Source organism: Streptomyces sp. NPDC007901, from assembly GCF_042959465.1.
GTDB lineage: Bacteria > Actinomycetota > Actinomycetes > Streptomycetales > Streptomycetaceae > Streptomyces.
Map to the genome: position 1 here is coordinate 219,731 of NZ_JBIBKW010000015.1, position 25,802 is coordinate 245,532.

Annotated in this window: 14 protein-coding genes, 1 tRNA gene and 1 rRNA gene; 4 read left to right on the forward strand and 12 right to left on the reverse strand. The window is 70.8% G+C overall.

What is annotated here, in order from left to right; genetic code table 11:
- Positions 1-150: 150 nt before the first annotated feature.
- The 3 genes from ACFZDK_RS38515 to ACFZDK_RS38525 are packed head-to-tail and all read left to right on the forward strand — an operon-like array spanning position 151 to position 6,803.
- Positions 151-5,121 (forward strand): ATP-dependent helicase, encoded by a 4,971-nt coding sequence (locus ACFZDK_RS38515; RefSeq protein WP_390979491.1) that lies wholly within the window; start codon positions 151-153, stop codon positions 5,119-5,121.
- Between the two features lie 48 nt (positions 5,122-5,169).
- Positions 5,170-6,006 carry a DNA-formamidopyrimidine glycosylase family protein gene (locus ACFZDK_RS38520; RefSeq protein ID WP_390979493.1) on the forward strand — a complete coding sequence of 279 codons (837 nt, stop codon included), beginning with the start codon at positions 5,170-5,172 and terminating at the stop codon, positions 6,004-6,006.
- 32 nt (positions 6,007-6,038) lie between these two features.
- Positions 6,039-6,803, forward strand: coding sequence for an SDR family oxidoreductase (locus ACFZDK_RS38525; protein ID WP_390979495.1), 765 nt, complete (start codon positions 6,039-6,041; stop codon positions 6,801-6,803).
- Positions 6,804-7,130: 327 nt separating this feature from the next.
- On the opposite strand, the gene ACFZDK_RS38530 is transcribed toward ACFZDK_RS38525, so the two are convergent.
- From ACFZDK_RS38530 to ACFZDK_RS38570, 9 genes are all read right to left on the reverse strand, one after another.
- Positions 7,131-7,601 (reverse strand): ferritin-like domain-containing protein, encoded by a 471-nt coding sequence (locus ACFZDK_RS38530; RefSeq protein WP_390979497.1) that lies wholly within the window; start codon positions 7,599-7,601, stop codon positions 7,131-7,133.
- Positions 7,602-7,809: 208 nt separating this feature from the next.
- Entirely contained in the window at positions 7,810-8,184 is a 375-nt protein-coding gene (locus tag ACFZDK_RS38535; protein WP_132894382.1) for a helix-turn-helix transcriptional regulator, read from the reverse strand.
- 109 nt (positions 8,185-8,293) lie between these two features.
- On the reverse strand, positions 8,294-8,839 hold the full coding sequence (locus tag ACFZDK_RS38540) for a nicotinamide-nucleotide amidohydrolase family protein (RefSeq protein WP_390979500.1): 546 nt from the start codon (positions 8,837-8,839) through the stop codon (positions 8,294-8,296).
- On the reverse strand, positions 8,836-9,594 hold the full coding sequence (gene pgsA / locus ACFZDK_RS38545; protein ID WP_359223967.1) for a CDP-diacylglycerol--glycerol-3-phosphate 3-phosphatidyltransferase: 759 nt from the start codon (positions 9,592-9,594) through the stop codon (positions 8,836-8,838). Before pgsA ends, ACFZDK_RS38540 begins: the two co-directional genes overlap by 4 nt.
- Entirely contained in the window at positions 9,591-11,063 is a 1,473-nt protein-coding gene (rimO, locus tag ACFZDK_RS38550; protein ID WP_390979502.1) for a 30S ribosomal protein S12 methylthiotransferase RimO, read from the reverse strand. Before rimO ends, pgsA begins: the two co-directional genes overlap by 4 nt.
- 92 nt (positions 11,064-11,155) lie before the next feature.
- Positions 11,156-11,998 carry a RodZ domain-containing protein gene (locus tag ACFZDK_RS38555; protein WP_390979504.1) on the reverse strand — a complete coding sequence of 281 codons (843 nt, stop codon included), beginning with the start codon at positions 11,996-11,998 and terminating at the stop codon, positions 11,156-11,158.
- A gap of 276 nt (positions 11,999-12,274) precedes the next feature.
- Positions 12,275-15,031 (reverse strand): DNA translocase FtsK, encoded by a 2,757-nt coding sequence (locus ACFZDK_RS38560; protein ID WP_390979506.1) that lies wholly within the window; start codon positions 15,029-15,031, stop codon positions 12,275-12,277.
- Between the two features lie 124 nt (positions 15,032-15,155).
- The gene (locus ACFZDK_RS38565) at positions 15,156-15,839 is read right to left on the reverse strand and encodes a response regulator (protein ID WP_390979508.1); all 684 of its coding nucleotides are present in this window, start codon (positions 15,837-15,839) and stop codon (positions 15,156-15,158) included.
- A 274-nt stretch (positions 15,840-16,113) separates the two neighbouring features.
- On the reverse strand, positions 16,114-21,573 hold the full coding sequence (locus ACFZDK_RS38570; protein ID WP_390979510.1) for a HAMP domain-containing protein: 5,460 nt from the start codon (positions 21,571-21,573) through the stop codon (positions 16,114-16,116).
- 398 nt (positions 21,574-21,971) lie between these two features.
- On the opposite strand from ACFZDK_RS38570, the gene ACFZDK_RS38575 reads away from it, so the two are divergent.
- Entirely contained in the window at positions 21,972-24,728 is a 2,757-nt protein-coding gene (locus tag ACFZDK_RS38575) for a SpoIIE family protein phosphatase (protein ID WP_390979512.1), read from the forward strand.
- 59 nt (positions 24,729-24,787) lie between these two features.
- Here the strand turns inward: ACFZDK_RS38575 and ACFZDK_RS38580 are convergent.
- The 3 genes from ACFZDK_RS38580 to rrf all read right to left on the reverse strand — a co-directional run.
- A tRNA-Thr gene (locus ACFZDK_RS38580) sits at positions 24,788-24,863 on the reverse strand.
- 76 nt (positions 24,864-24,939) lie between these two features.
- Entirely contained in the window at positions 24,940-25,602 is a 663-nt protein-coding gene (locus ACFZDK_RS38585; protein ID WP_390979534.1) for a DegT/DnrJ/EryC1/StrS family aminotransferase, read from the reverse strand.
- A gap of 113 nt (positions 25,603-25,715) precedes the next feature.
- A 5S ribosomal RNA gene (rrf, locus tag ACFZDK_RS38590) occupies positions 25,716-25,802 on the reverse strand; the annotation flags it as partial.

Below are 25,802 nucleotides of genomic sequence, written 5' to 3' on the forward strand. Positions count from 1 at the left end.
CAGCCCCCTCCGCCCCCTTCCTGCAACCGCCGACGGCCAGTCCGCCCCACAGGGGCCACCCGCACCCGACAACGCAACCGTCCCAGGTGATGCGGGCGGGAAAGCAGCAGGTCAGACCCGATTGTCAGTGCCCGGGTGCAGGATGGACCCATGGCGAAATCCGCTCACCGAGCCCTCGACGGCTTCTCCCCCGCGACCCGCGGCTGGTTCACGGGGGCGTTTTCCGCGCCCACCGCGGCCCAGGCGGGCGCGTGGCAGGCCATCGGCGCGGGCTCGGACGTGCTGGTGGTCGCCCCGACCGGCTCCGGCAAGACGCTGGCCGCCTTCCTCGCCGCCCTGGACCAGTTGGCCTCCACCCCGCCCCCGGCCGACCCGAAGAAGCGCTGCCGGGTGCTGTACGTGTCGCCGCTGAAGGCCCTCGCGGTCGACGTCGAGCGGAACCTGCGCAGCCCGCTGACCGGCATCCGCCAGGAGTCCGTCCGCCTCGGTCTCCCCGAACCGGAGGTCAGGGTGGGTATCCGCTCCGGCGACACCCCGGCCGCCGAGCGCCGCGCCCTGTCCACCCGCCCGCCGGACATCCTGATCACCACCCCCGAGTCCCTGTTCCTGATGCTGACGTCGGCCACGCGCGACGCGCTGACCGGCATCGAGACGGTGATCCTGGACGAGGTGCACGCGGTCGCCGGCACCAAGCGCGGCGCGCATCTCGCGCTCTCCCTGGAGCGGCTGGACGAACTGCTGCCGAAGCCGGCCCGCCGTATCGGCCTGTCGGCGACGGTCCGCCCGGTCGACGAGGTGGCCCGTTATCTCTCACCGCGCCGCAAGGTGGAGATCGTCCAGCCCAGGTCCGGCAAGGAGTTCGACCTCTCCGTCGTCGTCCCGGTGCAGGACATGGGAGAGCTGGGCGGGTCCCCGGCCACCGACGGCGGCGAGGGCGCGGAGAAGCCGTCGATCTGGCCGCATGTGGAGGAGCGGATCGCCGACCTGGTCCAGGCGCACCGCTCCACGATCGTGTTCGCCAACTCGCGCCGCCTGGCGGAGCGGCTGTGCAACCGGCTCAACGAGATCGCCTACGAGCGCGTGACCGGCGAGCCCCTGGACGAACACCACTCGCCCGCCGAGCTGATGGGCGGTTCGGGCGCGGCCCAGGGCGCCCCGCCGGTCATCGCCCGCGCGCACCACGGCTCGGTCTCCAAGGAGCAGCGTGCCCTGGTCGAGGAGGACCTGAAGGCCGGTCGGCTGCCCGCCGTGGTGGCCACCTCCAGCCTCGAACTGGGCATCGACATGGGCGCGGTGGACCTGGTCGTCCAGGTCGAGTCCCCGCCCTCGGTCGCCTCCGGCCTGCAGCGCGTCGGCCGCGCGGGACACCAGGTCGGCGCGGTCTCCACCGGCGTGGTCTTCCCCAAGTACCGCGGCGACCTGGTGCAGGCGGCCGTGGTCACCGAGCGGATGCGCACCGGCTCCATCGAGTCCCTGAGGGTCCCGGCCAACCCCTTGGACGTCCTCGCCCAACAGCTGGTCGCGATGACCTCACTGGACACCTGGGAGGTCGACGACCTGCTCGCCATGGTCCGCCGCGCGGCCCCCTTCGCCGCGCTCCCGGAGTCGGCGTTCACGGCGGTCCTCGACATGCTCGCGGGCCGCTATCCGTCGGACGCGTTCGCCGAGCTGCGCCCGCGTGTGGTCTGGGACCGGGTCGCCGGCACCGTCACCGGCCGCCCTGGCGCCCAGCGCCTCGCCGTCACCTCCGGCGGCACCATCCCGGACCGCGGCCTCTTCGGCGTCTTCCTCGCCGGCGCCGACCCCAAGAAGGGCGGCGGCCGGGTCGGCGAGCTGGACGAGGAGATGGTGTACGAGTCCCGGGTGGGCGATGTCTTCACCCTGGGCACCAGTTCCTGGCGTATCGAGGACATCACCCGGGACCGTGTCCTGGTCTCCCCCGCCCCCGGCGTGCCCGGCCGCCTGCCCTTCTGGAAGGGCGACCAGCTGGGCCGTCCGCTCGAACTGGGCCGCGCGGTCGGCGCGTTCCTGCGCGAGGTCGGCGCGCTCCCCAAGGACGACGCCCGCCTGCGCCTGCTGGCGGCGGGCCTGGACGCGTGGGCGGCGGACAACGTGCTGTCGTACCTCGACGAACAGCGCGAGGCCTGCGGCCATGTCCCCGACGACCGCACGATCGTCGTGGAGCGCTTCCGCGACGAACTGGGTGACTGGCGGGTCGTCGTCCACTCCCCCTTCGGCGCCCAGGTCCACGCCCCCTGGGCGCTCGCCCTCGGTGCCCGGCTGTCCGAGCGGTACGGCATGGACGCCCAGGTCATGCACGCCGACGACGGCATCGTGCTGCGGCTGCCGGACGCCGACCTGATGGGCCTCGACCTGCTCGACCAGGCCCCTCTGAAGGCCGGTACGGAGTATGACGCCGAGCAGGCGCCGGTCGGCGCGGCGGACGTCGCCTTCGACAAGGGCGAGGTCGACCAGATCGTCACCGACCAGGTCGGCGGCTCGGCCCTGTTCGCCTCCCGCTTCCGGGAGTGCGCCGCCCGCGCGCTGCTGCTGCCGCGCCGCAACCCCGGCAAGCGCACCCCGCTGTGGCAGCAGCGCCAGCGCGCCGCGCAACTGCTCCAGGTGGCGAGCGAGTTCGGCTCCTTCCCGATCGTCCTGGAGGCCGTCCGCGAGTGCCTCCAGGACGTCTTCGACGTCCCGGGCCTCGTCGAGCTGATGGGCGACCTGGAGTCCCGCAAGGTCCGCCTGGTCGAGGTCACCACCCCGGAGCCGTCGCCCTTCGCCCGCTCCCTTCTCTTCGGCTACGTCGCGCAGTTCCTGTACGAGGGCGACTCCCCGCTCGCCGAGCGCCGCGCGGCCGCGCTCTCCCTGGACTCCCGGCTGCTGGCCGAGCTGCTGGGCCAGGCGGAGCTGCGCGAACTGCTCGACGCGGACGTCCTGACCGAGCTGGAGCGCGAACTCCAGTGGCTCAGCGAGGACCGGCGGATCAAGGACCCCGAGGGCGTCGCCGACGTGCTGCGGCTGCTCGGGCCGCTCACGGACGCCGAGCTGGTGGAGCGGGGCGCCGAGCCGCAGTGGGCCAAGGAGCTGGCGGGCGCCCGCCGGGCCATCAAGGTCCGGATCGCCGGCGCCGACCACTGGGCGGCGATCGAGGACGCGGGCCGGCTGCGCGACGCCCTCGGCACCGCCCTGCCGGTAGGCGTCCCCGAGGCTTTCACCGAGCCCGTGAAGGACCCGCTCGGCGACCTCCTCGCCCGGTACGCGCGCACCCACGGCCCGTTCACGTCGGCCACCGCTGCCGCCCGCTTCGGCCTCGGGGTGGCGGTGACCGAGGGCGCCCTTCAACGGCTCGGCGCGAGCGGCCGGGTCGTGCAGGGCGAGTTCCATCCGGCGGGCATCGGCCAGGAGTGGTGCGACGCGGCGGTCCTGCGCAGGTTGCGCCGCCGCTCCCTGGCCGCGCTCCGGCACGAGCTGGAGCCGGTGGCACCGGCCGCGCTCGCCCAGTTCCTGCCGCAGTGGCAGCACATCGGCAAGGGGCACGGGCTGCGCGGTGTCGACGGACTGGTGCGCGCCGTGGAGCAGTTGCAGGGCGCGTCGGTCCCGGCCTCGGCCCTGGAGAAGCTGGTCCTGCCGTCCCGCGTGGCGGGCTACACGCCCTCGATGCTCGACGAGCTCACCGCCGCCGGAGAGGTCGTGTGGGCCGGTGCGGGCGCCCTGCCCGGCAAGGACGGCTGGGTCTCCCTGTACCTGGCGGACGCGGCCCCCGTGCTCCTCCCGCCCCCGCACCCCCTGGAACTGACCGCACTCCACCAGTCGGTCCTGGACGCCCTCTCCGGCGGCTACGGCCTGTTCTTCCGCCAGATCGCCGACCAGGTCCGTGCCACCACCCACGCGGATGCCACCGACCCCCAACTGGCCGACGCCCTCTGGGACCTGGCCTGGTCCGGCCGCCTCACCAACGACACCCTGGCCCCGATGCGCTCCCTGCTGGGCTCGGGCCGGACGGCGGGCTCCACGGCCCACCGCGCCAAGCGGACCGTCCCGCGCGGCCGTTACGGCTCCCTGACGGCCGCCGCCCGCACCGCCTCCCGGACCGGTCCGCCGACCGTCGCCGGACGCTGGTCCCTGCTACCGCAGCGCGAGCCGGACACCACCGTGCGCGCCCACGCCCTGGCCCGCACCCTTCTCGACCGGCACGGCGTGGTCACCCGGGGCGCGGTCGCCGCGGAGGGCGTCGAGGGCGGCTTCTCGGCGGTGTACCGCATCCTGTCGGCGTTCGAGGAGAGCGGCCAGGCCCGCCGGGGTTATGTCGTCGAGGGCCTCGGCGCGGCCCAGTTCGCGATGGACGGCGCGGTCGACCGGCTGCGCGCGGTGTCCAACGCCCGCGACCGCGGCGAGTCCCTGCCCGGCACCGGCTTCGGAAACGGCCGTCCCACGGCTTCCACGGCCCCCACCGCCTTCGACACCGAGGCACCCCTCACGCCCCTCGGCCCCTTCGACAGCGCCGACTTCCCCGAACTCACCGAACTCTCCGACCTCGACAACGACTTCACCTGGCCCCCCGAGCCCCGCACCGCCCCCGGCGACTACGTCTCCCCCAAGGACCTCGCCCCCGCCGACCCCTTCACGGCCCCCGGCTACGGCGGCCCCCGAGGCGGCAGCCCCGGAGCCGGTCCCGCCAGCCCCTACACCTACGGCAACCACCACACCCGCACCCCCGCCGGACCCGACCCCAGAGCCGTGGTCCTCGCCGCCGCCGATCCCGCGAACGCCTACGGCGCCGCCCTCTCCTGGCCCGAGCCCCCGACCGGCGCCGGGCACAAGCCGGGCCGCAAGGCGGGCTCGCTGGTCGTCCTGGTGGACGGCGAACTGACCCTCTACATGGAACGCGGCGGCAAGACCCTGCTGGCCTGGCCCTCCGCCCCGGACACGGCCGCCACCGACGACCCCCGCCTCCGTACGGCCGCCGAGGCTCTTGCGGCCGCCGCCCGCGCGGGCACTCTCGGCACGGTGACGGTGGAGCGGGTCAACGGCGCCTCCGCCCTGACCTCGCCCCTGGGCGTCCTCCTGGAAGGAGCGGGCTTCATCGCGACCCCGCGCGGCCTGCGCCTGCGGGCGTGAACCACGGTGAGAACAGCACCGCTCACCCTCTCGTGTCACCCTTGACCCATGCCCGAAGGTGACACGGTCTGGCAGGCCGCGCGGCGCCTGCACGACGCGCTCGCCGGCCAGGTGCTGACCCGCAGCGACTTCCGGGTGCCCCAGTACGCCACCGTCGACCTCACCGGCCGTACCGTCCTCGGCACCACCCCGCGCGGCAAGCACCTGCTCACCCGCTTCGAGGGCGGTCTGACCCTGCACACGCATCTGCGGATGGAGGGCGCGTGGAAGGTCTACGGCAGTGCCGAGCGCTGGAAGGGCGGCCCGGCGCACCAGATCCGGGCGATCCTCGGCACCGCCGACCGCACAGCCGTCGGTTACCGCCTCCAGGTCCTGGAGTTCCTGCGCACCGGCGAGGAGGAACGCGCCGTGGGCCACCTCGGCCCCGACCTGCTCGGCCCCGACTGGAACCCCGACCGCGCCCTCGCCAACCTGCTCGCGGACCCCGCCCGCGCGCTCGGCGAGGCCCTCCTCGACCAGCGCAACCTGGCCGGCATCGGCAACATCTACAAGAGCGAGCTCTGTTTTCTGATCGGCGCGACCCCCTGGCTCCCGGTCGGCGCGCTCCCCGCCGACCGCGCCGCCAAGCTCCCCGCCCTCGCCCAGCGGCTCCTGGAGGCCAACCGCGACCGCCCGGTGCGCCGGACCACCGGCCTGCGCGACCAGGACCTGTTCGTCTACGGCCGCGCGCCCCGCCCCTGTCTGCGCTGCCACACCCCGATCCGCGTCGCCGACCAGGGCGACGGCTCCCGCGAGCGCCCCACCTACTGGTGCCCCGCCTGCCAGACCGGCCCCGCCCCGGCCGCGGGCCCGTCTCGGACCCGGAGAACCCGCACAACTAATTGACGACCCGTCAGAAACACTCGTACCGTCCCCTCATGCCCCTCAAGGCGTACGACCTCACCGGACGCACCGCATTCGTCACCGGCGCCGCCGGCGGCATCGGCCGGGCCTCCGCCGTGCTGCTCGCCGAGGCGGGCGCGACCGTGCACTGTGCCGACCGGGACGCGGACGGCCTGCACGAGACCGCCACGCTGATCAAGGACCGGGGCGGCACCGCCCACACCCACACCCTCGACGTGACCGACCGCGCGCGGCTCGGGCAGGCCGTCCGGTCCTGCGGGCGGCTCGACGTCATGGCGGCGATCGCCGGGATCATGCACCGCAGCCCGGTCCTGGAGACCAGGGACGAGGACCTCGACCGGGTCCTGGACGTCAACTTCAAGGGCGTCCTGCACGCCTGTCAGGAGGCGGCCCGCCTGATGCTGGCCGGGCGGACCGGGGGCAGCATCATCACGATGGCGTCCGGCGCGATCGACACCGGCGGTCCCGGTCTGCTCTGCTACGGCGCGGCCAAGGCGGCCGTGGTCCAGCTGACCAAAACGCTCGCCAACGAGGTCGGCCGGCAGGGCATCCGCGTCAACGCGGTCGCCCCCGGCTGGACCCGCACCCCCATGACCGCCCGGGACGACGGCGAGGAACAGCGGCAGACCGAGGAACGGATGGCCCGGATGTCGCCCCTGGGCCGGGTCGGTGAGGCGGAGGACATCGCGCACGCCGTGCTCTATCTGGCCTCCGACGCCTCCTCGTTCACGACGGGCCAGATCCTGCGCCCGAACGGAGGGGTGGCGATGCCCTGGTAGCCTCCTCGGCCCGCCAGGCCGTCCGCCAGCGTCCCGGTCCCAGGGCGCCCGCCGCCCGGACCCTCGGCACACAGTTCACCGGCAGCAGGCTCAGTCCCCATCCCCCGGCGGCCACGGTCCCTTCCAGCGCCCCGGCGCCGTCGGCGAACGCGAGCCGCAGCACGGCCCACCACCACACCGCCGCCAGCCCGAGGGCAACCCCCCAGCGCACTATCCGCCCCACCATGGCCGCCACCTCCAGCCGGACGCTAGAACGCCGCCCGGTCCGCCGGAAAGGCGCACCGAGGGCTCACCGATGCAACGGCCGTCGCCCCGCCCCGGCCACCGCTACACGTTCTCCGCCTGGAACATCCAGTGATGTTTCTCCAGATCCGCCGTGATCCCGATGAAGATGTCCTGGGACACCGGATCCGCCTCCGCGGTCGACATCACCCGGTCGCGCATCCGGGTGATCACCGCGCCCAGCGCGTCCACCAGGGTGCCCACCGCGTCCCCGTCCTTGGCCCAGCCCCCGGGAGCCGTACCGATACCGCTGCCGGAGGCCACCGTGGCCGCCCGCCCGTCCGGTGAGACGCCGAGCGCCGAGGCGCGCTCCGCGACCGTGTCGGAGTGTGCCCGCGCCGTGTCCACGACCTCGTCGAGCTGGAGGTGGACGGAGCGGAAGCGGGGCCCGACCACGTTCCAGTGGATCTGCTTGGCGACCAGCGCCAGGTCCACCAGATCGACGAGGGCGCCCTGCAGCGCCTCGGCCACGGCCTTCAGATCCGCGTCGGACAGCGGGCTCTTCACGACGTACATGCTCTCTCCGGTGGTCGGTCGGCCCCCTGTCACGCCCCTCCCACCATGACCGCACCGCCGGACACCGGCAAATGGACGCACACCGCCCGCGGACGCACGAAGACCCCGGCCACACCTCCCCAGGTGTCCCTGGAGAGGCCCCGGCCGGGGCCTCGTACACTTCTTCGACGCCGGGTCGGCGCCGCATCGGTCTACGCTCGCGCAGGCGTCACGCGGCGACCACGTCCACTGCCTCGGCGGGTGCCTTGATGGTCACCCGTTCCGGTGGCACACCGGTCACCGAGACGGTACCCAGCATCGGCCGAACCGGCGTGGGAACGGACTCGGTGGCCTGGGCGGACTGGGCCAGCTCCGCGAGGGCGAGCTCGTCGCTCACTTCCCGCATGAGCTCGGACATCCGTACGTCCAGCGCGTCGCAGATGGCGGAGAGCAGCTCGGAGGAAGCCTCCTTCTGCCCCCGCTCCACCTCGGAGAGATAGCCGAGTGAGACTCGGGCGGACGAGGAGACTTCGCGCAGAGTACGGCCCTGGCGCTGGCGCTGCCGACGCAGCACGTCACCCAGCAGGCGACGGAGCAGAATCATCGGTGGCTCCCTCCTCGGACCGCGTAGCCGCATCCTTCACGCCCCACCGTACCGCCTTGCGCCGCGGCCGTGCGGGGAGCGATGTCGTGTTCACTCAGGGCTGCAAACATCAAAACCCCCCGTTCTGTTCCGTATCCTGTGTCCGCTCATTCCCGGTCTGTTCGCTCGCAAGCTCCCTCAGGAGCAGTGCGAGTACGCTCCGTACACTCTCTCTACGAATTTCCTCGCGGTCGCCGTTCAACCGCAGGGCCTCCACTTTTCCGCCAGCGGCAGAACCGGAACCAGGGCCGAACGGCCCGTCCACGGCCACGAAGACCGTCCCGACCGGCCGGCCGTCCTGCGGTTCCGGGCCGGCGACTCCGGTGGTCGCGAGGCCCCAGTCGGCGCCCAGCGCCTTCCGCGCTCCGGCCGCCATCTGGGCCGCGACCTGCGGATCCACCGCTCCCCGCTGGGCCAGCAGGGTGGCGTCGACGTCCAGCAGGTCGTGCTTCAGTTCGGTGGCGTAGGCGGTGACCGAGCCCCGGAACGCCTTGGACGCCCCCGGAACGGTGGTGATCTCGGCCGCTACCAGACCGCCGGTCAGCGACTCGGCGACAGCGAGGGTCTGACCCCTCACCGTCAGTAGTCGCACCAGTTCGGCGGCCGTGGAATTCACGCTTCCGTCTCCTCCGACGCTGCCGCGCGCTCGGCGATTCCCTGCCGCCGCAGCACAATGGCCTGTCTCACATAGTCGAGGCCTGTGACGACCGTCAGGACGACGGCGGCGGCCATCACCCAGAACCTCAGAGTCGCCAGCCATCCCGTCAGTGCCAGCACGTACATCCCGACGGCCACGCCCTGGGTGAGGGTCTTGAGCTTGCCGCCGCGGCTGGCCGGGATCACGCCGTAGCGGATGACCACGAAACGCATCAGCGTGATGCCGAGTTCCCGGGCGAGGATCACGATCGTCACCCACCAGGGCAGATCACCCAGCGCGGACAGACAGATCAGCGCCGCCCCCATGATCGCCTTGTCGGCGATGGGGTCGGCGATCTTCCCGAAGTCGGTGACGAGGTCGTAGGTGCGCGCCAGATGACCGTCGAACAGGTCGGTGATCATGGCGATGGCGAAGGCGGCCCAGGCGAGCGAGCGCCACGCCGGGTCGTATCCGCCGCCGGCCAGCATCAGGGCGACGAAGCCGGGCACCAGGACCAGCCGGAGCATGGTCAGCAGATTGGCGACGTTCCAGACGCTGGCCTGGTTGACGGCGGCCGCCGCGATCTTCCCGCCGCGCGGCGGCCTCTCGTCGTGCTGCGGGCCGGCCTGGGACTCGCTCTGGGGACCACGCTGAGGACCGGAGGTGGCGGCGGAGCCCGGAGCGCCCTGCGCGCCGGAGGGGCCGCCCGCGGCGGACGCCGGGACTCCGGTCATCTGCCGGCCTCCTCGCTCCATGCGGCCGAGCCCTGCAGCGGCTCGGCCACCAGGTCGACACCTTCCGTACCGACCACCTTCGCCTCGACCATACGACCGACGGACAGCCCTTCGCCGCTCGTGAGCAGCACCTGTCCGTCCGTCTCGGGCGCCTGGTGGGCCCCGCGGCCGTAGACACCGTCCTCGTCGTCGACCGACTCCACGAGGACGTGCACGGTCTCGCCGACGCGCTCCTCGGCGCGCTGCGAGACGAGTTCCTCGGCGAGCTGGGAGATGTGCGCGAGCCGCTCGGCGACGACGTCCTCGTCGAGCTTGTTCTCGTACGTCGCGGCCTCGGTGCCCTCCTCGTCGGAGTAGCCGAAGACACCGATGGCGTCGAGGCGGGCGCCGTTCAGGAAGCGCTCCAGCTCGCCCAGGTCGGACTCGGACTCGCCCGGGAAGCCGACGATGAAGTTGGAGCGGACGCCGGCCTGCGGGGCCTTGCTCCGGACGGTGTCGAGCAGCTCCAGGAAGCGGTCGGTGTCGCCGAAGCGGCGCATGGCCCGCAGCACGCCCGGCGCGGAGTGCTGGAAGGACAGGTCGAAGTACGGGACGACCTTGGGGGTGGAGGTCAGGACGTCGATCAGGCCGGGGCGCATCTCGGCGGGCTGGAGGTAGCTCACCCGCACCCGCTCGATGCCGTCGACCTCGGCGAGGTCGGGCAACAGGGACTCCAGGAGACGGATGTCACCCAGGTCCTTGCCGTAGGAGGTGTTGTTCTCGGAGACCAGCATGACCTCCTTCACCCCCTGTTCGGCCAGCCAGCGGGTCTCGTTCAGCACGTCGCTCGGGCGGCGGGAGATGAAGGAGCCGCGGAAGGACGGGATGGCGCAGAAGGAGCAGCGGCGGTCGCAGCCGGAGGCGAGCTTCACCGAGGCGACCGGGGAACCGTCCAGACGGCGGCGCAGGGGCGCACGCGGGCCGGAGGCGGGCGCGACGCCCTCGGGGAGATCGGTCGGACCGTGGCCCGGCAGCGCCACCGTCGCGGCCGAGTCCTGCCGCTCGGCCGGGCTGATGGGCAGCAGCTTGCGGCGATCGCGCGGGGTGTGCGAGGCGTGGATGCCACCGTTGAGGATGGTCTGCAGCCGGTCGGAGATGTCGGAGTAGTCGTCGAAGCCGAGCACGCCGTCCGCCTCGGGCAGCGCCTCGGCGAGCTCCTTGCCGTACCGCTCGGCCATGCAGCCCACCGCCACGACGGCCTGGGTTCTGCCGTGCCCCTTGAGGTCATTGGCCTCCAGAAGGGCGTCGACGGAGTCCTTCTTGGCGGCCTCGACGAAACCACAGGTGTTGACGACGGCGACATCCGCGTCCGATGCGTCCTCGACGAGCTGCCAGCCGTCCGCCTCCAAACGGCCTGCGAGCTCCTCCGAGTCCACCTCGTTACGGGCGCAGCCAAGAGTGACGAGTGCGACGGTACGGCGTTCAGGCATGGGCTCAAGACTACTTTGTCTCACTGACAGCCCACGTCGAAGGGGCTGGCCGATCATGGCCAACCCCTTGTGTACGCGTGTGAACCGAGCAGTTATCCGACTTCGGGGTCGCCCTTGGTGTACGTCAGACGCTCCACCGCACCCGGCTGGAACTGGTCCTCGATCTTCTTCCCGTTGACGTAGAGCTGGATCGCTCCGGCGTCTCCGAGGATCAGGTTGATCTTGGAACTGTCCTGGAAGGTCTTGGAGTCGCCCTTCTTCAGGAGCCCGTCGAAGAGCATCCGGCCGTTGTGGTCCTTGGCCGAGATCCAGCTGCGTCCGTTGACCGCGCTGACCTGGACGGTGACCTTGTCCTGGGGCGCGGCGGCGATCGCGCTGTCGGAGGGCTCGGGGGTCTTGTCCGGCTTGCTTTCCTTCGGGGTCGGCGAGACCGGCTTGCTGGTCGTCGGGGCGGGGCCCTCGGCGACGGACTGCTTGGCGTCGTCGCCGTCGCCGCCCTTGAAGGCGGTGAAGCCGACGAAACCGATCACGACGACGATCGCGGCGACCATGGCCGCCGTCCAGTTGGGTCCGCGCCGCTCGGGACGGATGCGTTCCGCCTCGAACAGCGGTGCGGCGGGCGTCGGCGCGGGCCGCCCACCACCGTGCTCGGCCGCGAACTGCGCGAGCAGCGGCTCGGGGTCGAGGCCGACGGCCTTGGCCAGGGTCCGGATGTGCCCACGGGCGTAGACGTCGCCGCCGCAGGGGGCGAAGTTGTCCGCCTCGATGGCGTGCACGATGCCGATCCGGACCCGGGTGCTCCCGCTGATGTCGTCGACGGTCAGCCCGGCGGCGATGCGGGCCTGCTTGAGGGCTCGGCCTACGGAGGGGCGGTTTTCCTCGGACTCGTCTTGGAACGGACGCTCGTCTTCAGGGGAGTTGCTGCCGATGGACACGGGGGCGCCTTTCGAGCGTGTAGCCGCCTGTGCTGGAGGTTCAGTCTATGGGGGGTGCAAAAGGGTGAGGCAACCGGGCGGTACGACTTTGTACGCCATCGGTATGGCCGGACATCCCGATGGCGGGTCAGGTGTGCGCCCCAGAATGGGGTGCACACCTTTCCTTTCGCTCAACTTGACGTGCGTCAAAGGGAAACGGTTGCCCGACGATCTCTAACGGGTGGATCACGACCGTGACTCCACCCGGTCTACAGGCGCCCGTGCCCTGAGACAGACCTACCCCTCAGACTCCCCACGGATCACGGCAAGCACTCCATCCAGCTCATCGGGTTTCACCAGAACGTCGCGCGCCTTCGAACCCTCGCTCGGCCCGACCACCCCACGGGACTCCATGAGGTCCATGAGCCGGCCGGCCTTGGCGAAGCCCACGCGCAGCTTGCGCTGGAGCATCGACGTGGACCCGAACTGGGTGGAGACGACCAGCTCGGCAGCCTGGCAGAGCAGGTCGAGGTCGTCGCCGATGTCCTCGTCGATCTCCTTCTTCTGCTTGGTGCCCACGACGACGTCGTCCCGGAAGACCGGCGTCATCTGGTCCTTGCAGTGCTGGACGACGGCCGCGACCTCGTCCTCGGTGACGAACGCGCCCTGCATACGGGTCGGCTTGTTCTGCCCCATCGGCAGATACAGCCCGTCGCCCTTGCCGATCAGCTTCTCGGCGCCCGGCTGGTCGAGGATGACGCGGCTGTCGGCCAGCGAAGAGGTGGCGAAGGCGAGCCGCGAGGGCACGTTCGCCTTGATGAGGCCGGTGACGACGTCGACGGACGGCCGCTGCGTGGCGAGCACCAGGTGGATGCCGGCCGCCCGCGCGAGCTGCGTGATGCGCACGATCGAGTCCTCGACGTCCCGGGGCGCGACCATCATCAGGTCGGCGAGCTCGTCGACGATCACCAGCAGGTACGGATACGTCTTGAGCTCGCGCTCGCTGCCCTCCGGCGTCTTGAGCTTGCCGTCACGGATGGCCTGGTTGAAGTCGTCGATGTGCCGGTACCCGAACGCCGCCAGGTCGTCGTAGCGCAGGTCCATCTCGCGTACGACCCACTGGAGCGCCTCGGCGGCCCGCTTCGGGTTGGTGATGATCGGCGTGATCAGGTGCGGGATGCCCTCGTACGCGGTCAGCTCGACCCGCTTGGGGTCGACGAGGACCATCCGGACGTCCTCGGGGGTCGCGCGGACCATGATCGACGTGATCAGGCAGTTGATGCACGACGACTTACCGGAACCGGTGGCTCCGGCGACCAGCACGTGCGGCATCTTCGCCAGGTTGGCCATCACATAGCCGCCCTCGACGTCCTTGCCGAGCGCCACCAGCATCGGGTGCTCGTCCTCCGCGGCGGCGGCCAGCCGGAGTACGTCACCGAGGTTGACCATCTCGCGGTCGGTGTTCGGGATCTCGATGCCGACCGCGGACTTGCCGGGGATCGGCGAGATGATCCGCACGTCGGGGCTGGCGACGGCGTAGGCGATGTTCTTGGTCAGCGCGGTGATCCGCTCGACCTTCACGGCGGGACCCAGCTCGACCTCGTAGCGTGTGACCGTCGGCCCGCGCGTGAAGCCGGTGACGGCCGCGTCGACCTTGAACTCGGAGAACACGTTGGTGAGCGAGGCGACGACCCGGTCGTTGGCCTCGCTGCGCGCCTTGCCGGGGCCGCCGCGGGTGAGGAGTTCCAGCGAGGGCAGCGAGTAGGTGATGTCGCCGGAGAGCTGGAGCTGCTCGGCACGCGGGGGCAGGTCGCGGGGTTCGTCGGGGGCTGGTTTGGTCAGGTCCGCGACGACGGCCTCGAGCTTCTCCTGCTTGGGCCGCGCGGCCGGGACCGGACTCGGGCTCGGGCTCGCGGCGGGGCTCGGGCTCGGCACGGGCGTGGGGGTGGTGTCCTCGCGGTCGCCGACGCTGACGCCCTGGGTGAGGTCGGCGACGAGCGGCGAGGGCGGCATGCCGTGCAGGACGGCCCCGTCCAGCGCGGCGGCCGCGGCCGCGGCGACGTCCACGGCGTCCATCTGGCGGCCCAGCTCGGGCTGCGGCACCGCGGAGCGCCTCGGACGGCCGCGGCGCTTGGCGAGGGCCTGCTGCTCGGCGCTGTCGGGGTCGTACTCCTCGGGGGCGCTCGCGCGCTTGCGGGAGCGCGCGGGCAGCGCCTCGCGCCACTGCTCGTCGTAGCGCTCGTCGTCCTCGCCGTACTCGCCGAACTCGTCCGGATCGGGGTCGTGCACCAGCCCGAGGCGCACGCCGAGCGCGCGCAGCCGTTGCGGGATGGCGTTCACCGGGGTCGCGGTGACGACGAGCAGCCCGAAGATCGTGAGCAGCGCCAGCAGCGGCACGGCGAGGACCTCGGTCATGCTGTAGGTCAGCGGGGTCGCCGCCGCCCAGCCGATGAGGCCGCCGGCGTCCCTTATGCCCTGCATGCCGTCGCTGCGCGCGGGCGAGCCGCAGGCGATGTGGACCTGCCCGAGCACGCCGATGATCAGCGCGGACAGGCCGATCACGATCCGGCCGTTGGCCTCCGGCTGCTCGGGGTGGCGCATGAACCGTACGGCGATCACCGCGAGCAGTATCGGCACCAGCAGGTCGAGGCGGCCGAAGGCGCCGGTCACGAGGATCTCGACCAGGTCGCCGACCGGACCGCGCAGATCGGCCCAGGTGCCGGCGGCGACGATCAGGGCGATGCCGAGCAGGAGCAGGGCGACGCCGTCCTTGCGGTGGGCCGGGTCCAGGTTCTTGGCTCCCTGCCCTATGCCGCGGAAGACGGCCCCGACGGCATGCGCGAGGCCGAGCCAGACGGCGCGCACCAAGCGGTACACGCCCCCGGTGGGGCTGGGCGCCGGCTTGGGCGCCGGCGCGGACTTCTTCGCCGCGGTCCTCTTGGCAGGCGCCTTCTTGGCCGGGGCTTTCTTCGCGGCGGCCTTCTTCGCCGCAGCCTTCGAGGGAGCGGCCTTCTTCGCGGGCTGCTTCTTGGCTGCCGAGGGACGTGAGGCCATGGGTGTGAGATTACCGGGGGATGCGGCAGGGGACACGCGTGCCCACTGCTTCACCCGTTCGTGTCGCCCTTGCCGAGGCGCGGAGCTGACGCGGACTCATGGGCAACTCCAGCCGCCCTCGGGGTCAGTTCTGCGAAGGGAGCGCCGGGGTGGTGCCGCCCGTGCCCGGCTCGAGGGCGTCCAGCGCCCGGCGCAGCCCGGTCAGTTTGCGCTCCAGATGGGCCGCCGTGGCCACCGCCGCCGCGTCCGCGGACTCGTCGTCCAGCTGCTTGGACAGGGCCTCGGCCTGCTCCTCGACGGCCGCGAGCCGTGCGGAGAGCTCGGCGAGCAGCCCCGCGGACTCCTTGCCGGCGACCGCGCCGCCCTTGCCGCCGCCCTCCAACTGGAGCCGCAGCAGCGCCGCCTGCTCACGGAGCTGGCAGTTCTTCATGTACAGCTCGACGAAGACCGAGACCTTGGCGCGCAGCACCCACGGGTCGAAGGGCTTGGAGATGTAGTCGACCGCGCCCGCCGCGTAGCCCCGGAAGGTGTGGTGCGGGCCGTGGTTGATGGCGGTGAGGAAGATGATCGGGATGTCCCGGGTCCGCTCCCGGCGCTTGATGTGCGCCGCGGTCTCGAATCCGTCCATGCCCGGCATCTGGACGTCCAGCAGAATGACCGCGAAGTCGTCCGTGAGCAGTGCCTTGAGCGCTTCCTCCCCGGACGATGCCCGCACCAGTGTCTGATCCAACGCAGAGAGGATCGCCTCCAGCGCCAGCAGATTCTCCGGCCGGTCATCGACCAGGAGGATCTTGGCCTTCTGCACCATGGCCCGCCCTCCTCGCCCCGGATGTGCACCGGGCGCCGCCCCAGGGGACGACTCCCTTTCGCCGCCCGTCCTTGTGCCGGTCATGGTAGCCGCACCCCGCCTGTCGCCACACCCTGTCACCGCGATGTCACTGTGCACGTAGCAGAAACGCAGCCGGAGACCAGAAGGTTCCCCCCATCCCGTACTTCTACACGGGCCCGGCCACCCTGAGTCAGCAACTCCCCGTGCACACGGAAGGTTCCCGAAACGTTCACATCACACCTGGTCGCTCCGGTCACTCCTCGCGCATCCACTGCTCCATCACCGCCAGCAGGTGATCGGGATCGACCGGCTTGGTGACGTAGTCGGAGGCGCCCGACTCGATCGCCTTCTCCCGGTCGCCCTTCATCGCCTTGGCGGTCAGCGCGATGATCGGCAGTCCGGCGAACTGCGGCATCCGGCGGATCGCCGTGGTCGTCGCATAGCCGTCCATCTCGGGCATCATGATGTCCATCAGGACGACCGCGACATCGTCGTGCTGTTCCAGCACCTCGATGCCCTCCCGGCCGTTCTCGGCGTACAGCACCGACAGACCGTGCTGCTCCAGGACGCTGGTGAGCGCGAAGACGTTGCGGATGTCGTCGTCGACGATCAGCACCTTCTCCCCGACGAACCGCACGCCCCGGCGCGGCTGCGGCGCCCTCGACTCCTGCTCGGCGAGGACCGGCCACGCCTCGGTCAGCTGCGGGACGCCCCGCCGCCGGCGCCGGAAGAGCGCGGCGGCACCGTTCTGGGTCTCCTGGTACGACTTCACCTCGGCCGGCGTCTCGATCTCCACGCCGGACAGCTCCATGGAGTGGTTCTGGGAGGCGACCAGGTCTCCGGCCTCCAGCGCGGGCACGGACTGCTGGTAGCCCTGCGGCGGCAGCTCGCTGGGGTGCAGCGGCAGATACAGCGTGAACGTCGAGCCGCGGCCCGGTTCGCTCTGCGCGTGGATCTCACCGCCGAGCAGCTGCGCGATCTCCCGCGAGATCGACAGCCCGAGGCCCGTACCGCCGTACTTGCGGCTGGTCGTGCCGTCGGCCTGCTTGAACGCCTCGAAGATCACCCGCATCTTGCTGGCCGCGATCCCGATGCCGGTGTCGGTCACCGAGAACGCGATCAGCGGCGCGTCCGGATCACTGAGCGAACCGGCCTCCAGGAGCTGCTCCCTGATCCCCACCGGCACATCGCCGCCGGACGGCCGGATCACCAGCTCCACCGACCCGGAGTCGGTGAACTTCACCGCGTTGGACAGCAGGTTGCGCAGCACCTGAAGGAGGCGCTGTTCGTCGGTGTGCAGGGTGGCGGGCAGCTCCGGCGAGACCCGAACGGACAGGTCCAGGCCCTTCTCCGCGGTCAGCGGCCGGAAGGTGGCCTCCACGTAGTCCACGAGCTGGACCAGCGCGATACGCGTCGGGGAGACGTCCATCTTGCCCGCCTCGACCTTCGACAGGTCCAGGATGTCATTGATCAGCTGGAGCAGGTCGGAACCGGCCCCGTGGATGGTCTCGGCGAACTCGACCTGCTTGGGCGAGAGATTGCCCTCGGCGTTGTCCGCGAGCAGCTTGGCCAGGATCAGCAGCGAGTTGAGCGGGGTGCGCAGCTCGTGCGACATGTTGGCGAGGAACTCGCTCTTGTAGCGCATGGAGACGGCGAGTTGCTCGGCGCGCTCCTCCAGGACCTGCCGGGCCTCCTCGATCTCGGTGTTCTTCACCTCGATGTCGCGGTTCTGCTGGGCCAGCAGCTCGGCCTTCTCCTCCAGTTCGGCGTTGGACGCCTGGAGGGCCTTCTGCCGGTTCTCCAACTCGGCCGACCGCTCCCGCAGCTGCTCGGTCAGCTCCTGCGACTGCTTCAGCAGCACCTCGGTCTTGGTGTTGACCGAGATGGTGTTGACGCTGGTCGCGATCATCTCGGCGATCTGGTTGAGGAAGTCCTTCTGGATCTGCGTGAACGGCGTGAAGGAGGCCAGCTCGATCACACCGAGCACCTTGCCCTCGAACAGCACCGGAAGCACGATCACCTGCGCCGGCGGGGCTTCGCCGAGCCCGGAGGAGATCTTCAGATAGCCGCTGGGCGCCTTCTCCACCAGGATCGTGCGCTTCTCCTTGGCTGCCGTGCCGATCAGCGCCTCACCAGGCCGGAACGACGTCGGCATGGAACCCATCGAGTAGCCGTACGACCCCAGCATCCGCAGCTCGTACGCGTCCTCGTTCTCGGCGCTCGCGTCCTTGCCGTCGACCAGCGGCATCCCCAGGAAGAACGCGCCGTGCTGCGCCGACACCACCGGCGTCAGCTCGCTCATGATCAGGGAGGCCACGTCCGCCAGGTCCCGGCGGCCCTGCATCAGCGCGGAGATGCGCGCCAGGTTGCCCTTGAGCCAGTCCTGCTCCTGGTTGGCGACCGTGGTGTCGCGCAGGTTGGCGATCATCTTGTTGATGTAGTCCTGGAGTTCCTGGATCTCACCGGACGCGTCCACGTCGATCTTCAGGTTCAGGTCGCCACGGGTCACCGCGGTCGCCACGCGCGCGATGGCACGCACCTGCCGGGTCAGGTTCCCGGCCATCTCGTTCACGGACTCGGTCAGGTCCCGCCAGGTGCCGTCGACGTCCCGCACGCGCGCCTGACCGCCCAACTGCCCCTCGGTGCCCACCTCACGGGCCACCCGGGTGACCTCCTCGGCGAAGCTGGACAGCTGGTCGACCATCGTGTTGATCGTCGTCTTGAGTTCGAGGATCTCACCGCGGGCGTCAATGTCGATCTTCTTGGTCAGGTCGCCCTTGGCGATGGCCGTGGTGACCATCGCGATGTTGCGGACCTGGCCGGTCAGGTTCGACGCCATCCCGTTCACCGACTCGGTGAGGTCCTTCCACGTGCCCGCCACACCCGGCACATGCGCCTGACCGCCGAGGATGCCGTCCGTACCCACCTCACGGGCCACCTTGGTGACCTGATCCGCGAACGAACTCAGCGTCTTCACCATCGTGTTGATCGTGTCGGCGAGCTGGGCCACCTCACCGCTCGCCTCGATGGTGACCTGCCGGGTCAGGTCGCCGTTGGCGACCGCCGCCGAGACCTGGGAGATGTTCCGCACCTGTGTGGTCAGGTTGTTGGCCATCAGGTTCACGTTGTTGCTGAGGTCCTTCCAGATACCCGTGATACCCGGAACGTGCGCCTGACCGCCCAGGATGCCCTCGGTACCCACCTCACGGGCCACCCGGGTCACCTGCTCGGCGAAGCTGGACAGCTGGTCGACCATCGTGTTGACCGTCGTGACGAGTTCGAGGATCTCGCCCTTCGCGTCAACAGTGATCTTCTTCGACAGGTCGCCCTTGGCGACGGCCGTCGTGACCTCGGCGATGTTGCGCACCTGGATGGTCAGGTTGTTCGCCATGAAGTTCACGGACTGGGTGAGGTCCTTCCAGGTGCCCGCCACCCCCTGCACCTCGGCCTGGCCGCCGAGGATGCCCTCGGTGCCCACCTCGCGCGCCACGCGCGTGACCTCCTGGGCGAACGACGACAGCTGGTCCACCATCGTGTTCAGGGTGTTCTTCAGCTCCTGGATCTCACCGCGCGCGTCCACGGTGATCTTCTGGGAGAGGTCACCGCGGGCCACCGCGGTCGCCACCTGGGCGATGTTGCGCACCTGGGCCGTCAGGTTGCCGGCCATGCCGTTCACGGAATCCGTCAGGTCCCGCCACACACCGGCCACACCGGGCACCTGTGCCTGACCGCCGAGGCGGCCCTCCGTACCCACCTCACGGGCCACCTTGGTGACCTGGTCGGCGAAGGCGGAGAGTTGATCAACCATCGTGTTGATCGTGTTCTTGAGCTCGAGGATCTCGCCGCGCGCGTCGACGTCGATCTTCTGGGACAGGTCGCCCCGCGCCACCGCCGTCGTCACCTGGGCGATCTGCCGCACCTGCGAGGTCAGGTTGCCGGCCATGAAGTTGACGGAGTCCGTGAGCTCCTTCCAGGTGCCCGAAACACCGTCCACCCGGGCCTGGCCGCCCAGCCGGCCCTCGGTGCCCACGTCCCTGGCCATCCGCGTCACCTGGTCGGCGAAGCTGGAGAGCTGGTCCACCATCGTGTTCACGGTGTTCTTCAGCTTCAGCATCTCGCCGGAGACGTCGACCGTGACCTTCTGCGACAAGTCGCCGTTGGCCACCGCCGTCGTCACCTGGGCGATATTGCGCACCTGGCCGGTGAGGTTGCGGAATGCCGTGTTGACGGAGTCCGTCAAGTCCTTCCACGTTCCGGCGGCTCCGGGCACCTGCGCCTGACCGCCCAGCTCGCCCTCGACGCCGATCTCCCGGGCCACCCGGGTGACCTCGGCACCGAACGACGACAGTTGATCAACCATGCCGTTGACGGTGTTCTTCAGCTCCAGCATCTCGCCGGCCACGTCGACCGTGACCTTCTGCGAGAGGTCACCGTTGGCCACCGACGTCGTCACCTGAGCGATGTCCCGCACCTGAATCGTGAGATTCCGGAACACCGTGTTGACGGAGTCCGTCAGGTCCTTCCACGTACCCGCCACACCCGGCACGTTCGCCTGACCGCCCAGCTGCCCGGCGGCACCCACCTCGTTGGCCACCCGGGTGACCTCGTCCGCGAAGATCCGCAGCGTCTCGGTCATCTGGTTGATCGTCTCGGCGAGCTGCGCGACCTCACCCCGCGCCGGGACGGTCACCTTGCGCGACAGATCACCGTTGGCGACCGCGGTGGTCACCTCCGAGATCCCGCGCACCTGCGCCGTCAGGTTGCCGGCCATCGTGTTGACGGAGTCCGTGAGCTCCTTCCACGTACCCCCCACCCCCGGGACATTCGCCTGACCACCGAGGATGCCGTCCGTACCCACCTCACGGGCGACCCGGGTCACCTCGGAGGAGAACGCGGACAGCTGGTCCACCATCGTGTTGACGGTTTCCTTCAGCTCCAGCATCTCGCCGGCGACCTGGACGGTGACCTTCCGGGACAGGTCACCCTTGGCGACCGCCGTCGTCACCAGCGCGATGTCCCGCACCTGCGCCGTCAGCCGGTACGCCATCGTGTTGACGGAGTCCGTGAGATCCCGCCAGGAACCGGACATACCGCGCACCCGGGCCTGACCGCCCAACTTGCCCTCGGTGCCCACCTCGCTGGCCACCCGCGTGACCTCGTCGGTGAACGTCGACAACTGGTCGACCAGGTTGTTGACGGTCCGCCCGACCTTCAGGAACTCACCGCGCAACGGATGCCCGGCCCCGTCCGCCGACTGCGTCCGCAGCTCCATCCGCGGCGACAGATCACCCTCCGCCACCGCCGTCAGGACCCGGCCCACCTCCGAGACCGGCCGTACGAGATCGTCGACCAGAGCGTTGGAGTTGTCGACGGCGGCCGCCCAAGAGCCTTCACAGGCGCCCGTTTCCAGCCGTTCCGTGAGTTTTCCCTCACGTCCGACGACACGCCGTACCCGAGACAACTCACCCGTGAGGTGGAGATTGCGGTCGGCCACCTCGTTGAAGACCGCCGCGATCTCCGACATCACGCCGTCACCCGACACCGTGAGCCGCTTGCGGAAGTTGCCGTCCCGCATCGCCACGAGGGCCACCAGCAGCCGGTCCAAGGCCGCCGAGTCCACCTCCGTGGTCCCGCCGCCACCCCGCCGCCTGCTCAGGGACTGTCCGCCTTTCGCGCGCGCCTTAGTGCCCCGCGTCGCTGCGCCAGACTCCACTGTGTCCCTCCCGCAGGGGTCGACCGTTACTGCTGTGCTCGGATACCGCCATACTCGGCGTACCGCTTACTTCGGCGTACCAGTTACTGCTGCGTATTTCTGCCAGATGAGATCCGGCCACACCAGGGGCTGCTGCCCGCCGTACACGGAACGCACTCAGGCTGATCGGACCTTCACCAGAAGCTTGCCCAGTGTTTCACCCTGTCCGAACCAGGCCATAACAGTTCGGCAGCTTCGCACATCGTCCGCACACCCTGGGGGCGTAAACACTGGCGACCGGCATCCGCTCGGACGGCGAAGGTAAGTAACCTTGCATGCGGCTGTCCAGCCGTACCGGTCCGTCCGGCCTGGGCGGTGGCACGAGAACGAGCGGGCATTCGGAGGGGCGGCCGCAGACCATGACCACCGGAGTGATCCCCGGGGGACACAACCCGGAGCCACGGCCCACGGGCGAGCGCATGCCGCAACAGCGGCACGAGCCGACCGGCCAGGGAAGCCCGCATGTCGAGACCCGGTCGAGGAGTTCTGTGATCACCGCGCGCGCGGCCTCCACCTTCGAGCCCGTCGGGCGATCGGTCGCGATCGCCCGCTCCTTCGTCCGCGACACGCTCCAGGGCTGGGGCTTCGCCGACGTCGTCGACGACGCCGTGGTCCTCACCAGCGAACTGGTGACCAACGCGGTGGTGCACGCGGGCACCCACGCCGACGTCCTGTGCCTGCGCACGGACGACGGGGTACGCATCGAGGTCGCCGACCGCTACCCGGAACGCGAAGTCCCGCTCCAGGGCTCCGCCGTCAACATGGGCAGCCCCGACCGCGAGGGCGGCCGCGGACTCCAGCTGTGCGCGGCCCTCGCCGCCCGCTGGGGTGTCGAGTACACGCCCACCCTCAAGAACGTCTGGTTCCAGCTCGATCTCCCCGAGCGCCCGGTGGGCACCCGCGCGGCAGGACCGTCCCTCCCCGCCGACCTCCTGCCCCTCGCCGACGGCCGGGTCCGGGTCGCGGTCGTCCAGATCGACCGAAAGGGCTCGGTCTCGGCCTGGAACGAGGACGCCGAGGAACTCTTCGGCCACGCCGCAGCCGAGGTCACCGGCAAGCCGCTCACCGACCTCGCCGCCTGGCCGCACACCCCCGGCACCGGCACCGGCATCGCCGAGGCCCTCCAGCTCTCCCGCTGGGAGGGCAGTTACGGCATCCGCGGCGCCGACGGCCGCGTCACCCCCGTCTACGCCTCGCACCTGAGGGTCCGTGACACCGGCGGCGAGCCCTCCACCGTCTGCCTGCTGGTCCGCGACCACGAACGCGCCGTCCTGCAAACCCCGTTGCGCGTCCCCTCCTCCGACGGCGTCGGCGCCTCGGACGGCCAGAGCACCGACCCCTTCGAGGTGTTCATCGGCTCCCCGGCCCCGGACGACCTCGACGGCCTCCTCCAGCGCACCGTGGAACGCGCCCGCGACATGCTCGACGGCGACTCCGCCTTCCTGCTCCTCGCCACCGACGACGAGACCGAGTTGGAGGTCCGCGCCTCCACGGGCCTCCCATCCGCCCGTCAGCGCTTCGCACGCGTCCCCGTGGAGGCCGGCCCCGGCCGCTACGGCTCGGCCCGTATGCCGGCCGTACACGACGATCTGACGGCCGTTCCGGGTGCGGTCCCGCTCCTGGGCGGCACCGGCATGCGTTCGGTCGTCACGGTCCCGCTGAAGGTCGAGGGCCGCCTCACGGGCTCCCTGGGCGTCGCCGCCGAGGCACCCGGCAGATACTCCAACGAGGAGGCGCTGCGCCTCCAGTTCGCCGCCGACCGCATCGCCCTGGCCGTCGAGTCGGCCCGCCTGGGCGAGCTGGAGCGGCTGCGCCGCGGCTCGCTCAGCTTCCTGGTCGAGGCCTCCGACCTGCTCGCCGGCACCCTGGACCGCGACCAGACCCTCGCCCTGATGGCGCAGATGACGGTCCCCACCCTCGCCACCTGGTGCGCGGTCTACACGATCGCCGACCAGGCCTCCGAGCCGTACCTGTCCTACGTCCTGCACGAGGACGAGGAACTCATCGACGGCATCAAGTCGTTGCTCTCCAAGGTCCCCCCGCCGGACCCGGTACCCACCCCCGGCGCCCGGGTCTGGACCGCCCCCGGCGAGCACGCCCACCAGGCCGCCCTGCGCAGCTCCATGCGCACCCTCGGCCTGACCGGCGGCCCCGCCCGCCAGGTCTCCTCCGCCATCGGCCCCACCCTCGCCACGGCCTCCGCCGTCGGCGGCGAGACGGTCGTCCTCCCCCTCGTCGCCCGCAACCGGGTCATCGGCATGCTGACGCTCGGCAAGCCCACCGACGAGCACTTCCGCCAGGAGATCCTCGAACTGGCCGAGGACCTCTCCCGACGGGCCGCCCTGGCCCTCGACAACGCCCGCCTGTACTCGGAGCGCACGGCCATCAGCCAGGCCCTCCAGCGCAGCCTCCTGCCCCCGGGCACCCCGCACATCGACGGCGTCGAGGTCGAGGTCATCTACCGCGCGGCCGGCGAGGGCAACGAGGTCGGCGGCGACTTCTACGACGTCTTCCCCATCTCCGACGGCGCCTACGGCTTCGCCATCGGCGATGTCTGCGGTACGGGCCCCAACGCGGCCGCCGTGACCGGCCTCGCCCGGCACGCCCTCCGCCTCCTGGCCCGGGAGGGCCTCAGCGGCCCCGCGGTCCTGGAGCGCCTCAACTCGGCCATCCTGGACGAGGGCTCCCGCAGCCGCTTCCTGACCCTCCTCTACGGCGAGATGCGCCCCCAGGAGGACGGCAGCGCGGAGATGAAGGTGGTCTGCGCCGGCCACCCGCTCCCGCTCCGCCTGCGCCAGGACGGCACCGTGGAGGCCGCCGCCGAACCCCAGCCGCTCCTCGGTGTCATCGAGGACCTGGAGCTGTACGAGCAGACGGTCACCCTCGACCCCGGCGACGTCCTCCTCTGCGTCACGGACGGCGTGACCGAACGCCGGGAAGGCACCCGCATGCTCGGCGACGACGGCCTCGCGGACGTCCTCACGACCTGTACGGGCCTGACGGCGGGCGCGGTCGCCGCCCGCATCATGCGCGCGGTGGAGCGCTTCGCGTCCGACGCCCCGTCGGACGACATGGCGATTCTGGCGATGCGGGTCCCCGGCCTCCAGAAGGACTGAGGGCGGGGCCGGAAGGGAACGCGAAAAAGCCCCGCCCGAAAGGGCGGGGCTTTTCTTGCTGGAGCCCCCAAACGGAATCGAACCGTTGACCTTCTCCTTACCATGGAGACGCTCTGCCGACTGAGCTATAGGGGCCTGCCGCCTTTTCGAGGTTTCCCCCGCGGCAACGGAATAGATCATACCCCGAACAGACCCGAGTTCCCAAACCCGTTCAGAAGGCGGGCTGAAGCAGTCCGCCGAGGGCATTGCAGGCGGAGACGATCCGCTGCATCTCCCGCTTGGTCAACGAGGCGTCCACGGGCAGCGCCAGCGTCTCGTCGGCGGCCCGCTCGGTCTCCGGCAGGGACACACACCGGCGGAATTCCGGCAGCCGGTGCACCGGCGTCTTCACCGGAACCCTGCAATCAACTCCCTTGCCCCGCAGGGCGCGAGCGAAGGCGTCCCGGTCGGGCCGGCCGTTCCCCGGCACCCGCACGACGTACTGCTGGTAGGTGTGCCCGTCACCACCGTCCGGCGTCCGCACCCCGCGCAGCTTCGCATCGAGATAGGTGGCCCGCTGCCGACGCTGCGCGATCTCGTCGTACGGCGCCTCGGACTCCCCCTGCTCCAGCACCAGCAGCCCGTGCCGCTGCCCCAGCGCGCGCAATCCCCTGACGTCGGCCCACCGTCCAAACCGGTGAACGACAACGACAGCCGCGGAACGGCCGGTTATCGCCGCTTCCACCGCCGTCACGTCCATGCAGTAGGTGACCGGATCTATGTCCGCGAACACCGGGAGCGCACCGGCCAGTGTCACCGCCTCGGCGACCTCGACGTTCCCGAAGGCAGGCACGATGACCTCGTCACCGACTCCGACGCCGGCGGCCCTGAGCATTGCAGCAGTACCCATGCTGGGATGCTCGGCGCGCAACGTGAACTTTGCGTTACACAAACCAAAAAAGGGTTGGACCCGGAACCGAAGTTCCAGATCCAACCCTTTCAAAATTTGTTCGGCGGTGTCCTACTCTCCCACAGGGTCCCCCCTGCAGTACCATCGGCGCTGTAAGGCTTAGCTTCCGGGTTCGGAATGTAACC